Below are 14,159 nucleotides of genomic sequence, written 5' to 3' on the forward strand. Positions count from 1 at the left end.
GAAGCTAGCGACATGACAATTGTATTGGTAGTTGTGCTGCTGTTCCTGGCCCTCGACGCCCTCGTGGTCGCAGGTGTCGCTCCCGATACCCACGCGGAGGTGACTCAGTTCGGCGATTACCGGTTCTAGGGTGCGTGGATCAGCCGATTCGCCACTCCCGCTTGGCCTCGCCGTCCCATCGGCGCAGCGCGACCGCAGATCCGACCAGATCGTCGACGTCTACCGAGAGCAGGCGCACCGCCGCTCCTGCCTCCTCGGGCGTCAACCGTCGGGCCACCGTGACATGCGGTGTCCATCGGCCGGGGTCGAGGTGATCGAGCGAACGTTCGCCCACGGCCTCGTGCAGCCGGGCGTGCAGATCGAGCAACTCGCTCGACGGAACCACCAGTCTCGCCAGGGTGATCGATCGACCACCGAACACAACGAGCCCGCCGAGACGCACGTCGAACGGATCGAAGCGGACCGCATCGCCGTCGTCCACCGCGTCCGGCATCGACGACGCCACCGCGACGGTGACGTGCGGGCGGTTCGACTCACCGCGGTGCCGGTTCTGGCTCGGGAGGCCGGCGTCGGACAGTGCCGCCCACTCGCGGCGAACCGCAGCGTCGAGGCCGGGGTCGAGGAGAAGTTCTGCGGACTGCACCATGGAGGCCATGATGTCGCAGACGAACGGTCGCAATGCAACGGCACTACGGATCGGGGCCATGACCGGCGACGGGATAGGCCACGAGATCGTGCCTGCAACCATCCGGGTGGTCGATGCGGCCCTCGCGGCGGCCCGTGGACCGGCTGCGGACTGGGTGCACCTGCCGCTGGGCCTCGGTGCCATGGACGAGCACGGAACGCCCATGCCCGATTCCACGCTCGCGAAGTTGGGCGAGCTCGAATGCTGGATTCTCGGTCCGCACGACAGCGCCTCCTACCCGCAGCCGTTCCGATCTCAGCTGACCCCGGGCGGACGGATTCGTAAGAACTTCGGTCTGTTCGCCAACATTCGGCCGGCGAAGGCACTGCCCGGCGTACGTGCAGTGTCCCCGCGAATGGATCTGGTGGTCGTGCGGGAGAACACCGAGGGGTTCTACGCCGATCGCAACATGTTCGTCGGCAGCGGGGAGTTCATGCCCACTCCCGATGTGGCTCTCGCGGTCGGAGTGTTCACCCGCGCGGCCTGCGAACGCATTGCACGCGAAGCGTTCTCGTTGGCCGAGCGACGCAATCGACAACTGACGATCGTGCACAAGACCAACGTGCTGTCGATGACGACGGGGTTGTTCCGCGATGCGTGCCGCGCAGTGGGAGAACAGTTTCCGCACGTCGAGGTCACCGAGGAGCACGTCGACGCCCTTGCCGCGCACCTGGTTCGACGGGGCGAGGACTACGACGTCATCGTGGCCGAGAACATGTTCGGCGACATTCTCTCGGATCTGACGGGTGAGCTGTCCGGGTCGCTGGGCACCGCGCCGTCGATCAACTCCTCGGAAACCCAGGCGATGGCGCAGGCCTCGCACGGATCGGCCCCGGACATCGCGGGCAAGAACCGAGCCAATCCGACCGCGCTCTTCCTGTCGGCCGCGATGCTGCTCGAATGGCTTGCCCCGCGGCATCGGGACGAACGGTTGGCCGCAGCCGCCGGCAGGATCCGACACGCCGTCGACGCCACGGTCGAATCCGGGGTCGCGACAGCCGACCTCGGTGGACAGGCGTCGACCAGTGCCTTCACCGAGGCCGTCGAAGCCCGGGTGCATCGGCGTTGAGCAGTGCGGTGTCTATCGGAGTGGTTTGCGGCTGCTGAAGATCGCGGTGCCGGGAAAGAGTTGCCCGCGCAATGGGCTCCACTGACCCCACTCGCGGTCGAGCCACTCCGGCCAGTCGGGTTCGACGATGTCGCGTACCTCGAGGCCTGCGGCGACCAGTTCGCGCACCCGATCGCCGATCGTGCGGTGATGCTCGACGTAGTTGGGGGTTCCGTCCGCGTCGTACTCGACGTACGGGGTTCGGTCGAAGTACGGAATCGTCGCGGTCAGCCCGGCCACGCCGGGATCGTCGGGGAACACCCAACGCATCGGATGATTGACGGCGAACACCCAGATGCCACCCGGTCGAAGAACCCGCGCCACTTCCTTCATCACATTGGCGGAGTCCGCGACGAACGGCACCGCACCGAATGCCGAGCAGACGATGTCGAAGCGCTCGTCGGCGAACGGCAAGGACTCGGCACTGGCCTGCACCAGCGGAACCGTCGAGCCGCCCGCGGCCATGGCATCGACGCCGCGCTGCAACATGCCCATCGAGATGTCGAGACCGATCGCGCGCGCACCCTGTGTCCCGAGCCAGCGGGCGCACGGTGCGCTTCCGCAGCCCACCTCGAGCACGTCCTTGCCCACGACGTCGCCCAGCAGATGCACGTCGCCCTCGTGTAGTCCCTCCGGGCACCAGACGAACTCTCCGGATTCGGTCGTCACCCCCAGGAACGCGCCATGGGTACGGTGGTAGGCCTCGGCGTCGGAATCCCACCAGAGGCGACTCGCGCGGTCGCTCGTGACCGAGTCGATTCGGCCGCGGCCGGGAGTGGACGACGGTGGGGAAAGATCGGTCACACGCCGACTCTAACCGGGTTTGTGCTGGTACTGCGGCATCGCGTACCCTGTTCAACGCGAGTGTGTTCATGCTGCGTCCAGGTCGGGTCCGCCCGGCGTCGGCGCATGCGGATCCGGCAACGGTTCCGCCGAATGTGCTCGTGTTGCACACGTTTCACCAAGTCCGACCGAACATCCATCAACCGATACCCAACCCGTCCGGAGCAACTCAACACATGCCCTCAACCACAACCTCACCGCAGGTAGCCGTCAACGATATCGGCTCCGCAGAGGATTTTCTCGCCGCCATCGACGCCACGATCAAGTACTTCAACGATGGTGACATCGTCGAGGGCACCATCGTCAAGGTCGATCGTGACGAGGTTCTACTCGACATCGGTTACAAGACCGAAGGCGTCATCCCCTCCCGCGAGCTCTCCATCAAGCACGATGTCGACCCCAACGAGGTCGTCTCCGTGGGAGATGAGATCGAAGCACTCGTCCTCACCAAGGAGGACAAGGAAGGCCGTCTGATCCTGTCCAAGAAGCGAGCTCAGTACGAGCGCGCTTGGGGCACGATCGAGGAGCTCAAGGAGAAGGACGAGGCCGTCAAGGGCACCGTCATCGAGGTCGTCAAGGGTGGACTCATCCTCGACATCGGTCTTCGTGGCTTCCTCCCCGCTTCGCTCGTCGAGATGCGTCGCGTCCGCGACCTCCAGCCGTACGTCGGCAAGGAGATCGAGGCCAAGATCATCGAGCTCGACAAGAACCGCAACAACGTGGTCCTGTCGCGCCGCGCATGGCTCGAGCAGACCCAGTCCGAGGTCCGCAGCGAGTTCCTGCACCAGCTTCAGAAGGGCCAGGTCCGTAAGGGCGTCGTGTCCTCCATCGTCAACTTCGGTGCCTTCGTGGACCTGGGTGGCGTCGACGGACTCGTGCACGTTTCCGAGCTGTCCTGGAAGCACATCGATCACCCGTCCGAGGTTGTCGAGGTCGGCACCGAGGTCACCGTCGAGGTTCTCGACGTCGACCTGGACCGCGAGCGTGTTTCCCTGTCGCTCAAGGCAACTCAGGAAGATCCGTGGCGCCAGTTCGCTCGCACCCACGCGATCGGCCAGATCGTGCCCGGCAAGGTCACCAAGCTGGTTCCCTTCGGTGCATTCGTGCGCGTCGAAGAGGGCATCGAGGGCCTCGTGCACATCTCCGAGCTGGCCGAGCGCCACGTGGAGGTTCCGGACCAGGTCGTGGGTGTCGGCGACGACGCTCTCGTCAAGGTCATCGACATCGATCTCGAGCGTCGCCGGATTTCGTTGAGCCTCAAGCAGGCCAACGAGGACTACGCAGAAGAGTTCGATCCGTCCAAGTACGGCATGGCCGACTCGTACGACGAGGGTGGCAACTACATCTTCCCCGAAGGCTTCGACTCCGAGACCAACGAATGGCTCGAAGGTTACGAGAAGCAGCGTGAAGAGTGGGAAGGTCGCTACGCCGAGGCAGAGCGTCGCCACAAGATGCACACCGCTCAGATGGAGAAGACGGCCAAGGACGAAGCTGCCGAAGCCGCCAACACCAACTACTCCTCCGAGTCGGGTCAGGCTCCCGCCGATGCAGAAGGCGACGCTCCCGCAGCGTCGGCTCCGGCCTCGACCGGTGGATCGCTGGCCAGCGATGCGCAGCTCGCTGCACTTCGCGAGAAGCTGTCGGGCAACGCCTGATAGATGTGGTCCACCCGTGAGGGTGTGACGCCGAGCCCCGGTTCTCTCCACGAGAACCGGGGCTTTCTCGTTCGAGTCGGGTGATCGAAAACTCTGCGGAAACGACGATGGACCCGGTTCGGATGAACCGGGCCCATGGTGGAGGGGGAGTGCGAACTACGCGGCGGTGGCTGGACTCCACTGGCCGACGCTCTCCGTGCGCTTGCGCATGGTCGCGAAGCTGTGGCGGGCGGGGGTCAGGAGGTTGGTGAACCAGTTGCGCCGATGGTCGGCCAACGCCGAGGCTACTTCCGGGATCAGAATGCAATGAACGCCTGCATCCATGCCAAGGCGGTGCCGACCCGGTTGGATCTGATTGCTTCGCATGGGTGTCCTTTTCAATAGCTGTGGGTCGGCACATCGAGGTCGCGCTCGTCGAAGATAACCGACGGATCTGTGAAACCGGTGCATTTGAGGCTGGTGTGCTTCGGCGTGTTCGAGTGTCAGACTGGGTGCATGCTGAGACTGGGACTGACCGGTGGAATAGGTGCCGGAAAATCGACCGTTGCGAAGGTGCTGACCGAACTCGGGGGAGTGCTCGTCGACTCCGACGTGCTTGCCCGTGAAGTCGTGGAGCCGGGAACACCTGGGCTGCAACAACTGACCGATACCTTCGGAACCGACATTCTCGCACCCGATGGCTCGCTCGACCGTCCGGCATTGGCGGCCAAGGCATTCGGCGACGAGGAGTCCCGCAAGAAGCTCAACGCCATCGTTCACCCGTTGGTCGGTGCGCGTACTGCCGAGATCATCGACGGAGCAGCGTCGGATGCCGTAGTGGTGCAGGACATTCCGCTCCTCGTCGAAGGATCGATGGGCCCGTTCTTTCACCTCGTGGTCATCGTGTGGGTCGACGCCGAGGAACGGGTGCGTCGTCTCACGGGACAGCGAGGCATGCCCGAGGCCGACGCCCGGGCGCGGATCGCAGCGCAGGCAACCGATGATGCGCGCCGAGCCGCGGCCGACGTGTGGATCGACAACACCGGTGCGCCGGGAAGCGTCGACGACGACGTCCGAGCCCTGTGGAATGACCGACTGATTCCCTTCGAGCGCAACATCAGGGAGGGGGTCATCGCGCGTGTTCATCCAGAACAGGTGACCGCCGACCCCGCGTGGGAATTGCAGGCCCGACGGATCGTCTCGCGCCTGGCTCTTGCCTGTTCCGACAAGGCGGTCCGTATCGATCACATCGGATCCACCGCAGTGCCCGGCCTCGACGCCAAGGACGTCATAGACATCCAGATCACCGTGCGCGGGCTCGACGACGCCGATTCCGTAGCCGAACAGTTGCGCGTGGCAGGGTTCCCGCGGCGAGAGGACGCCGACTTCGACCATCCCAAGCCCGCGTACGGAATCGGCGGCGAAGCCGATCCGGCCGTGTGGTCCAAGCGTTTTCACGGCAGTGCAGACCCCGGCCGACCGGCGAACGTCCACATCCGGGTGGACGGCTGGCCCAATCAGACGTTCGCCCTGCTGTTCCGGGACTGGTTGCGGGCGGACGACAGCATCAGGACCGAATATTCCGGAATCAAGCGACGCGCCTCCGAGGCCGCTGCCGGAATCACGGACTTCGCATCGGCGATCGAGGCCTACGAGAACGCAAAAGCACCGTGGTTCGATGTGGCATACCGCCGGGCATGGCAGTGGGCCGAGGAGACGAACTGGACTGCGTGAATCGGGTCGGGGTGAATCGGATCGGGCTCGATCAGGACGGTTTGCCGTTCCACTCGGTCGGCATTCCGACGGACGCGAGCCACGCGTTCAGGTCGTAATCGTGTCGCGTCAGACCTTCGATGGCCGTGATCGACCTGGCCAGTGCCAGCTCGGCCGTGGGGGTGTCGACGTGTTGCGCGACCCGAGCGTCGAACAACTCGTCGACGTCGAGCAGGTCGTAATCGCGGCCGGTACGGACACTGAGGTCGAGATAGTGGTCGACGGATGTCCAACGGGTGGTGCCGGCGGTGTACTCGCCGATGTCGACGTAGTAGTCCTGATCGCGGGCGTGTGCAGGCAGGTAGTGGAACACCGAGGCTCGGAGCCCGAGAGCGGGCAGCAACCAGGACTCCAGGTAGTCGAAATGGGCGTGATCCGACGGGCGGGCCATGTACAGCCCCCACGGCTCGACGCGGTATTCGTCGACGACACGGACGAACCCCTTGGGATCCACGTTCGTCTTGGCGACGAGGTCGAACGTCTCGTGCTTGGGGGCATGAACGACGGCGTGCGCACCGGCTGACGTGTGAGCGACCATGCCTGTAGAAGCTACCGGGAACCAGCGTGTGGGTCTGTCCGACGGAACTTGTCGGTGGTCGCGTCTACGCTTGTGAAATGGCGTTTGCATCCGAACATCCCGTTGTCGCGCACTCCGAACACCGTCCGGTGGGCGCAATAGAGCGCACCGGACCGGCGTTCGAGGTCGTCAGCGAACACGTACCGGCAGGCGATCAGCCGACCGCCATCGCCGAGCTCGAACGGCGGATCAAGGCGGACGAGAAGGACGTCGTCCTGCTCGGTGCCACCGGTACCGGCAAATCGGCCACCACCGCCTGGCTCATCGAGAAGCTGCAGCGCCCGACCCTGGTGATGGCACCGAACAAGACGCTGGCGGCGCAGTTGGCGAACGAGCTGCGAGACATGTTGCCCAACAACGCAGTCGAGTACTTCGTCTCGTACTACGACTACTACCAGCCCGAGGCGTACATCGCGCAGACCGACACCTACATCGAGAAGGACTCGTCCATCAACGACGATGTCGAACGTCTGCGGCACTCGGCGACGGCATCGCTGCTCTCGCGCCGAGACGTGGTCGTGGTGGCGTCGGTGTCGTGCATCTACGGTCTCGGCACCCCGCAGTCGTACGTCGATCGGTCGATCGAGCTGGAGGTCAACGTCGAAGTGCAGCGTGACGCGCTGCTCCGGCTGCTGGTGGACGTGCAGTACACCCGCAACGACATGGCCTTCACCCGCGGATCGTTCCGGGTCCGCGGCGACACCGTCGAGATCATTCCGTCCTACGAGGAACTCGCGATTCGAATCGAGTTCTTCGGTGACGAGATCGAAGCGCTGTACTACCTGCATCCGCTCACCGGCGACATCGTTCGGCAGGTGGATTCGGTGCGCATCTTTCCGGCCACGCACTACGTTGCCGGTCCGGAGCGAATGGAACGAGCCGTCAAGGACATCGAAGCCGAACTCGAAGATCGGCTCGCCGAGCTGGAGAGCAAAGGAAAACTGCTCGAGGCTCAGCGGCTGCGGATGCGGACGCAATACGACCTGGAGATGATCAAGCAGGTCGGGTTCTGCTCTGGTATCGAGAACTACTCGCGGCACATCGACGGCCGTGGTGCAGGCACCGCGCCCGCGACGCTGATCGACTACTTTCCCGAGGACTTCCTACTGGTCATCGACGAGTCCCACGTGACGGTGCCGCAGATCGGAGCCATGTACGAGGGCGATATGTCGCGCAAGCGCAATCTCGTCGACTTCGGGTTCCGCTTGCCGTCCGCGACCGACAACCGACCGTTGACGTGGGAGGAGTTCACCCAGCGCATCGGTCAGACGGTCTACCTCTCGGCAACTCCGGGAAAGTACGAGCTGGGCCAGACCGGGGGAGAGTTCGTCGAGCAGGTGATTCGTCCCACCGGACTCGTCGACCCCAAGGTCGTCATCAAACCGACCAAGGGGCAGATCGACGACCTGGTCCATCAGATCCGGGAACGCGCGGAGAAGGACGAGCGTGTGTTGGTGACCACGCTGACCAAGAAGATGTCGGAGGATCTGACCGACTACCTCCTCGAACTCGGCATTCGTGTCCGCTACCTGCACTCCGACATCGACACGCTGCGCCGCGTCGAACTGCTTCGGCAACTCAGGTTGGGCGAGTACGACGTACTGGTGGGCATCAACCTGCTCCGTGAGGGTCTCGACCTGCCCGAAGTCTCGTTGGTGGCGATTCTCGACGCCGACAAGGAAGGCTTCCTTCGCAGCGGCACCAGTCTCATCCAGACCATCGGCCGTGCCGCGCGAAACGTCTCCGGTGAAGTCCACATGTACGCCGACAAGATGACCGATTCGATGACCTACGCCATCGAGGAAACCGAGCGTCGACGCGAGAAGCAGATCGCGTACAACAAGGAGCGGGGCGTCGATCCGCAGCCGCTGCGCAAGAAGATCGCCGACATTCTCGACCAGGTGTACCAGGAGGCCGAGGACACCGAGTCCGTCGTCGAGGTCGGTGGATCCGGTCGCAACGCCAGCCGCGGACGGCGAGCACAGGGCGAGGCGGGAAGGTCGGTCAGCACCGGTGTGTACGAGGGTCAGGACGTGTCGTCGATGCCCCGCGCCGAGCTGGCCGATCTGATCAAGAACATGACCGATCAGATGATGAACGCGGCACGTGAGCTCAAGTTCGAGCTCGCCGGCCGGCTGCGCGACGAGATCCAGGATCTGAAGAAGGAACTGCGCGGGATGGATGCGGCCGGCCTCAAGTAGGTCGGGCGGGTAGGCGCGAGTGGAGCCAGCGGAATGAGCCAGGTGACGCGAATGGAGCCTGCGGAGTGGTTCGAGATGGTTCGGTTACGGTTCAGTGATGGACGCAACCACCGCCGGCCGCACCTCTCGCGCGCTCGAATTGATCCACTCGATGACCTATTTCCTTCCGGAGACGCAGGATGCTCTGGTCGCAACCGGGTTGGCGCCGCGGGCCTGCTATTTCGCGGGTCGAGCTGCACCACTGGGGCGCGTCGGCGCGGGCGTCGTGACCGCCACTTTCTACAACTTCAATCGGGAGCTGGTGGCACCGCTCATCCCGGCGGCCTGGGACGTCACGTCACCCGACGAGATCATGGCCATCCGTTATGCCACTCTCGATGCCGCCTTCGGTCGACTGCTGGGCCCCGAGGTACTCGAATCCGCGGACATGGCCGAGGCCGCGGACCTGGCATCGATCGCGGCCCGGGGGATTCCCGGTGACGACGGTCGACCCCTGTACGCGGCGTATGCAGAGCTCGACTGGCCGACAGCTCCGCATCTCGTGCTGTGGCACGCCCTCACTTTGATCCGTGAATACCGCGGTGACGGTCACATCGCGGCGCTGCAGACGGCGGGCCTGAGCGGTCTCGAAGCGCTGATCACCCACACGGCCACCGGATACGGGTTCGAGAAGGAGTTCGCCCGCAAGCGTCGAGGGTGGTCGACCGAGCAGTGGGACGCGGCGGTCGCGTCCCTGGCCGATCGAGAGCTGCTCTCGTCCGACGGTGCACTGACCCAGGACGGCAAGGATCTACGAACGTTGGTCGAGGACATCACCAACGACCTCGGTGTTGCGCCCTGGGCCGCCCTCGGCGAGGACGGTGCTGCTCGGCTGGTCTCGATCGCGACGCCGTGGCGCGAGTCGATCGTCGGCCAGGGCGTCATTCCCGCCGGCGTCTTCGGGCCCGCGCTCACGAAGAAGTGATCCGCCTCAGCTGGTGATGTCCTTGGTGCCGAAACGTCGCCACGCGATCAACCCGAACACTGCCGCGTACGTGATGGCGGAGAACGATCCGACCACCATGTCGTTCCAGTCGATGCTCGTTCCGAAAGCGTCGATCCACGAGTTCGCGTAGTGCCCGGGAAGGTAGTTGCGGAGCGATCCCAGCGCCGTGATCTGATCGAGGATCTGCATCAGAATCGACGTCATCACGGCACCACCGACGGCCCCGAGCGGGGCGTCGGTGAGTACCGACAGCAGCATCGCCAGGCCGGCCACCCACAGCAGGTTGATGCCGATGTACGCGACTGCGATCAGCAGCCGCACCAGCGAGGTGCCGTAGGGCAGTCCCTCACCCAGCGGGGTGATGAGTGATTCGGCTCCGTAGAGCACGGTTCCGATCAACAGCGACACCCCGACGAGCACGGCGATCGCCACGCCGGACAGCGTCGCCGACACCAGAGCCTTCTGCGTCAGCAGTCGACTCCTGGGCACGGGAATGGCCAGCAGGTACCGCAGACTCGACCACGACGCTTCGCTTGCCACCGAGTCGCCGAAGAACAGGGCCACCACCACGATCAGCAGAAATCCGACCGACATGAACAGAGCGAAGACTGTGAAGTTCATACCGCCGCGAGTGCCGAGCTCGATGAGCCCGTCGGCATCGGAATCCGCATTCGAGCTGCCGACGGTGAAGGCGATGGCCAGGATCACCGGAAGCAGGGCCAGAAAGCCGATTGCCAGCTGAGTGCGGCGACGTCCCAGTTGCCTGCGCAACTCGGTACGGAACGGCAAGGTGCTGCCGCCGGTGTACCCGGCAGCGCGCCCGTCGGCGTGTGTGGTGCTCATGCGCAATCCTTGCTGGTGTCGGACCCCGGGTTGTCTCGGTGGACGAGGTCGAGGAAGACGTCTTCCAGGCGCGTCGATTGCGAGAATCCGCGCACCGAGACCCCCGAGGTGACGAGTTCTCTGATGACTACTGCGGCATCCGCATCGGTCAGGTCGACGGTCACAGTGCCGTCGTCGACGATCACCGCGCCGTCGTGGCCGGAGGCGTCGAGCACCGACTGCGCGCGGGTGGCGTCGTCGACCCTGATCTCCGTCTGTCCGCCGGCCGCGGTCAGTTCGCGGACGGTACCGGAACTGATCACCGATCCGCGATTCATGACGACCACGTGGGTGCAGGTCTGCTCCACCTCGGCGAGCAGATGGCTCGACACCAACACGGTTCGACCGGTTTTCGCGTAGTTGATCAGCACATCGCGCATCGTCCTGATCTGTGGTGGGTCGAGTCCGTTGGTCGGTTCGTCGAGGACCATCAGATCCGGCAGCCCCAACATGGCCTGGGCGATCGCGAGCCGCTGCCGCATACCTTGGCTGTAGGACTTGACCTTGCGTTCGATCGCGGTGCCGAGGTCGGCGATCTCGAGAGCTTCCTCGAGGTGAGCGTCCTCGATCGGGCGACCTGTCGCTTCCCAGTACAGCCGCAGATTCTGTGTTCCGGTCAGGTGCGGCAGGAAGCCGGATCCCTCGACGAAGGAGCCCAACCGGGACAGCACCGGGGCTCCGGGGGTCACCTTGTGGCCGAAGACTCGAATGTCGCCGCCGGTGGGCGTGATCAGGCCCATCAGCATGCGCAGGGTGGTGGTCTTTCCTGCGCCGTTCGGCCCGAGGAGACCCAGAACCTGGCCCTGCTTCACCTCGAAGCTGACGCCGTCGACGGCGCGGAAGCCGTTGGAATACGTTTTGGCCAGATCGGTGATCACCAGGGGAGTGTCGATGAGGTCCTCGTCCACTTCGGCGACTGCGCGACGTCTGGTCCGCACGATTCCGGCGACGATCGCACCGGCGACCGCCAGCAGGACGATTCCGATGCCGATGAGTGGTGCCACCGGAACGGTGCTGTCGGCGCTCGCCTCGGCGGGGACGGTGGGCAACGCGATGGTGTCGTCGGTCAGGGCAACACTGAACTGCGCCGGCTCGAGTGGAACGGCGTAGGCCTGATCTGTGGTGGAGATGCTCAGTTCGAGGCGATGACCCTGCTGCACGGTGTAGCTGATGCCAGGAAGCGCAACCGTGACGTCGACGGGATCGATGCCCTCGGTAACGGGCAGTCGGATCGCCGAGACCGCCCCGCCCGGAAGCGTTCTCGTGCCGTTCGGCGCAACGTCGTAGAGCTTCGCGAACAGAACGGCTTGATCGGGTGACGCCAGCGACGCCACGCGCAGGTTCACCCGCGGGGCACCGGTGATTGTCACGGACGACTCGACGGGATCGCTGGTGAACGTTGCCGACTGGCCCGGCAGGTCCGCGGTCAGGGCTGCTCCGGCCCCGGTCGATCCGAGAGTCGAGAGCACCGAGCCCAAACCGGGTACCGACGAGATCGCCGACGGCGATGCTCCGGGTGGACGAATGATCGACTGGTTCTCGGCGGTGGGAGTGAACGTCACCGATCGGGTCTGCGTGGGATCGGACGCGGGGGTCAGTCCCGGGTAAGCAGGAGCCGTCATTCGGCGGTCACGATCGCCGCCGCGCTCGTCGGCTGCCCGCTGAGTGGAGTAGACGAACGGCTCGGCGTCGGTGCCGGTGCCGGTGCCCCGCAATGTCGTGTCGAAGAAGTCGGCGATGGCTCGATCGCTCGTGCCGTCGGTTCCGCCTGCATCGTGGCCACCGTCGAACCATCGCACGGTGACGTTCCCACCGGCTGCGGCGATCTGACGTGCCGTTGCGTCGGCCTGGTCGAGACCGAACAGTGTGTCCTGGGTGCCCTGAACCAGCAGCGTCGGTGCCGTGATGTTCGACGCCACCGCGACCGGCGAGTGAGCCGTCAGCAGATCGAGCAACTGCTGGCTGGGGATTCCGGTCACGGCGGATTCGGTGTAGGCGTCGCAGAATTCGGGTGCGAATCGTCCGCAGGCCGAGGTGCCCTCGGTGGTGCCGGAATCGGTGCTGTCGTTTCCGTTTCCGCCGGGTGGTGCACTCGCTGCGCCCACTCCGAAGAACACTCCGGCCCAGCCGCGCTTGAGGACGCCGGGTCCGCCGTACTCGGCAGCTGCGGGAGTGGCGATGTCGCCGAGGGCTTCTCGGCCTTCGACCGAGGTGACGCCGTAGTTGGGAAACAGGGCCTGACCCAGGTCGTTCCAGGTGATCGCTGCGGCTATCGAATCGATCCGGGGGTCGGTGCCGCCTGCGCTCAGTGCCAGTGCGCCGCCGTAGGATCCGCCGGCGACTCCGACGTGCGGGTCGCCGGGAGCGTCGAGTTCCACCTCCGGTTGTTCGGCGAGCCAGTCGATGAGTCCGCGTGCGTCGGCGACCTCGCGATCGGGGTCGTTGAGCGAGATCGAACCCGTGCTGTCGCCGAACCCGCGTGCACTGTAGGCGAGCACCGTGTACCCGCGAGCAGCGAGATCACGTGCCTCCCCGTCGACCGAGTCCTTGCTGCCGCCGAAGCCGTGGGCGAGCAGCACCGTCGGCGCGGGAGTGACGGAGGGTACGTAGAGACGAGCGTCGATGTCGACGGTGCCCGTCGACCCGGGGTTGTCCGGTAGCGTGATGCGCGCTTCACGCGTGGATGTGTCGGCGCTCGAATCCTGGGGGAGGAAGACGAATGCGAGGGCGACCAGCGCCAGAACCGCAATCACGGCCGCACCGACAGTCATGGCCCGTCTCGACAGTGGCGGGCGGGGAATCGGCATGGAAACCAATGTATGTGAGTGGCGCGGATCGTGTTGTTCCCCAAGTTCACGTGCCGATCGGCCGGTTCCGGCTAATGTCAGCGAATCAGTCCCCGGACCACGTCTTTCGGTCCTGTGACTTGCACCAATCGAGTTCGACCAGAAGTGTCACATCTGTGTGTGACCGACAAATGGAGGAATGAATGAGCGCCTACCGCACCGTCGTCGTCGGGACCGATGGCTCCGAATCGTCACTGCGGGCAGTGGAGAAGGCCGCGGCTCTCGCGGGAGACGCCGATGCCACCCTGGTGATCGCTTGCGCGTACTACCCTGCCGATCCGAAGGACACGTCCGCTGCCGCCGACGCATTGCGCGAGGACGCCTATCAGATCACCGGATCGGCACCGACGCGTGAGATTCTGCGCACGGCGCGCGAGCACGCCACCAAGGCCGGTGCGAAGAACATCGAGGAGAAGGCGATCGTCGGTGCTCCCGTCGAGTCGCTGCTGGCACTCGTGGACGAGGTGAAGGGCGACCTGCTCGTCGTCGGCAACCGCGGCCTGAACTCGTTGACCGGCCGCCTGCTGGGCTCGGTTCCGTCGGACGCCGCGCGCAAGTCCACCTGCGATGTTCTGATCGTGCACACCGTCCGCTGATCTCGCCCCGCACACACCAACGGCCCGCC

At 65.0% G+C, this 14,159-nt stretch carries 12 protein-coding genes; 6 read left to right on the forward strand and 6 right to left on the reverse strand.

Features of this window, described 5'->3' with window-relative positions; all coding sequences use genetic code 11:
* Positions 1 to 139: 139 nt before the first annotated feature.
* The gene (locus CH306_RS20585; RefSeq protein WP_094647837.1) at positions 140 to 646 is read right to left on the reverse strand and encodes a 2'-5' RNA ligase family protein; all 507 of its coding nucleotides are present in this window, start codon (positions 644 to 646) and stop codon (positions 140 to 142) included.
* A 10-nt stretch (positions 647 to 656) separates the two neighbouring features.
* On the opposite strand from CH306_RS20585, the gene CH306_RS20590 reads away from it, so the two are divergent.
* Positions 657 to 1,754 carry an isocitrate/isopropylmalate dehydrogenase family protein gene (locus tag CH306_RS20590; RefSeq protein WP_094647850.1) on the forward strand — a complete coding sequence of 366 codons (1,098 nt, stop codon included), beginning with the start codon at positions 657 to 659 and terminating at the stop codon, positions 1,752 to 1,754.
* 12 nt (positions 1,755 to 1,766) lie between these two features.
* On the opposite strand, the gene CH306_RS20595 is transcribed toward CH306_RS20590, so the two are convergent.
* Positions 1,767 to 2,597, reverse strand: a complete 831-nt coding sequence (locus CH306_RS20595; protein ID WP_094629260.1) for a class I SAM-dependent methyltransferase — start codon at positions 2,595 to 2,597, stop codon at positions 1,767 to 1,769.
* 215 nt (positions 2,598 to 2,812) lie between these two features.
* Between CH306_RS20595 and rpsA the strand changes: the two genes are divergently transcribed.
* A complete protein-coding gene (rpsA, locus tag CH306_RS20600; protein ID WP_027497255.1) occupies positions 2,813 to 4,291 on the forward strand; it encodes a 30S ribosomal protein S1 in 1,479 nt (492 codons plus the stop codon).
* Positions 4,292 to 4,447: 156 nt separating this feature from the next.
* Here the strand turns inward: rpsA and CH306_RS20605 are convergent, their stop codons facing one another.
* Entirely contained in the window at positions 4,448 to 4,657 is a 210-nt protein-coding gene (locus tag CH306_RS20605; protein WP_032394307.1) for a hypothetical protein, read from the reverse strand.
* A 129-nt stretch (positions 4,658 to 4,786) separates the two neighbouring features.
* On the opposite strand from CH306_RS20605, the gene coaE reads away from it, so the two are divergent.
* Positions 4,787 to 6,004 carry a dephospho-CoA kinase gene (coaE, locus tag CH306_RS20610; protein ID WP_032394306.1) on the forward strand — a complete coding sequence of 406 codons (1,218 nt, stop codon included), beginning with the start codon at positions 4,787 to 4,789 and terminating at the stop codon, positions 6,002 to 6,004.
* A gap of 31 nt (positions 6,005 to 6,035) precedes the next feature.
* Here coaE and CH306_RS20615 read toward each other — a convergent pair whose 3' ends face one another.
* Positions 6,036 to 6,581, reverse strand: coding sequence for a DUF402 domain-containing protein (locus CH306_RS20615; RefSeq protein ID WP_032394305.1), 546 nt, complete (start codon positions 6,579 to 6,581; stop codon positions 6,036 to 6,038).
* Positions 6,582 to 6,658: 77 nt separating this feature from the next.
* On the opposite strand from CH306_RS20615, the gene uvrB reads away from it, so the two are divergent.
* Together uvrB and CH306_RS20625 are read left to right on the forward strand one after the other, a co-directional pair.
* Positions 6,659 to 8,821, forward strand: coding sequence for an excinuclease ABC subunit UvrB (uvrB, locus tag CH306_RS20620; RefSeq protein ID WP_032394304.1), 2,163 nt, complete (start codon positions 6,659 to 6,661; stop codon positions 8,819 to 8,821).
* A gap of 97 nt (positions 8,822 to 8,918) precedes the next feature.
* A complete protein-coding gene (locus CH306_RS20625; protein WP_094647838.1) occupies positions 8,919 to 9,785 on the forward strand; it encodes an SCO6745 family protein in 867 nt (288 codons plus the stop codon).
* Positions 9,786 to 9,791: 6 nt separating this feature from the next.
* Here CH306_RS20625 and CH306_RS20630 read toward each other — a convergent pair whose 3' ends face one another.
* Positions 9,792 to 10,649 carry an ABC transporter permease gene (locus CH306_RS20630; RefSeq protein ID WP_032394302.1) on the reverse strand — a complete coding sequence of 286 codons (858 nt, stop codon included), beginning with the start codon at positions 10,647 to 10,649 and terminating at the stop codon, positions 9,792 to 9,794.
* Entirely contained in the window at positions 10,646 to 13,495 is a 2,850-nt protein-coding gene (locus CH306_RS20635) for an alpha/beta fold hydrolase (protein ID WP_094647839.1), read from the reverse strand. The genes CH306_RS20630 and CH306_RS20635 overlap by 4 nt, the downstream gene beginning before the upstream one ends.
* A 182-nt stretch (positions 13,496 to 13,677) precedes the next feature.
* On the opposite strand from CH306_RS20635, the gene CH306_RS20640 reads away from it, so the two are divergent.
* On the forward strand, positions 13,678 to 14,130 hold the full coding sequence (locus tag CH306_RS20640; protein WP_032378962.1) for a universal stress protein: 453 nt from the start codon (positions 13,678 to 13,680) through the stop codon (positions 14,128 to 14,130).
* Positions 14,131 to 14,159: the final 29 nt, after the last annotated feature.

It is taken from the genome of Rhodococcus sp. 15-725-2-2b, from assembly GCF_002259075.1.
Classification (GTDB): domain Bacteria; phylum Actinomycetota; class Actinomycetes; order Mycobacteriales; family Mycobacteriaceae; genus Rhodococcoides.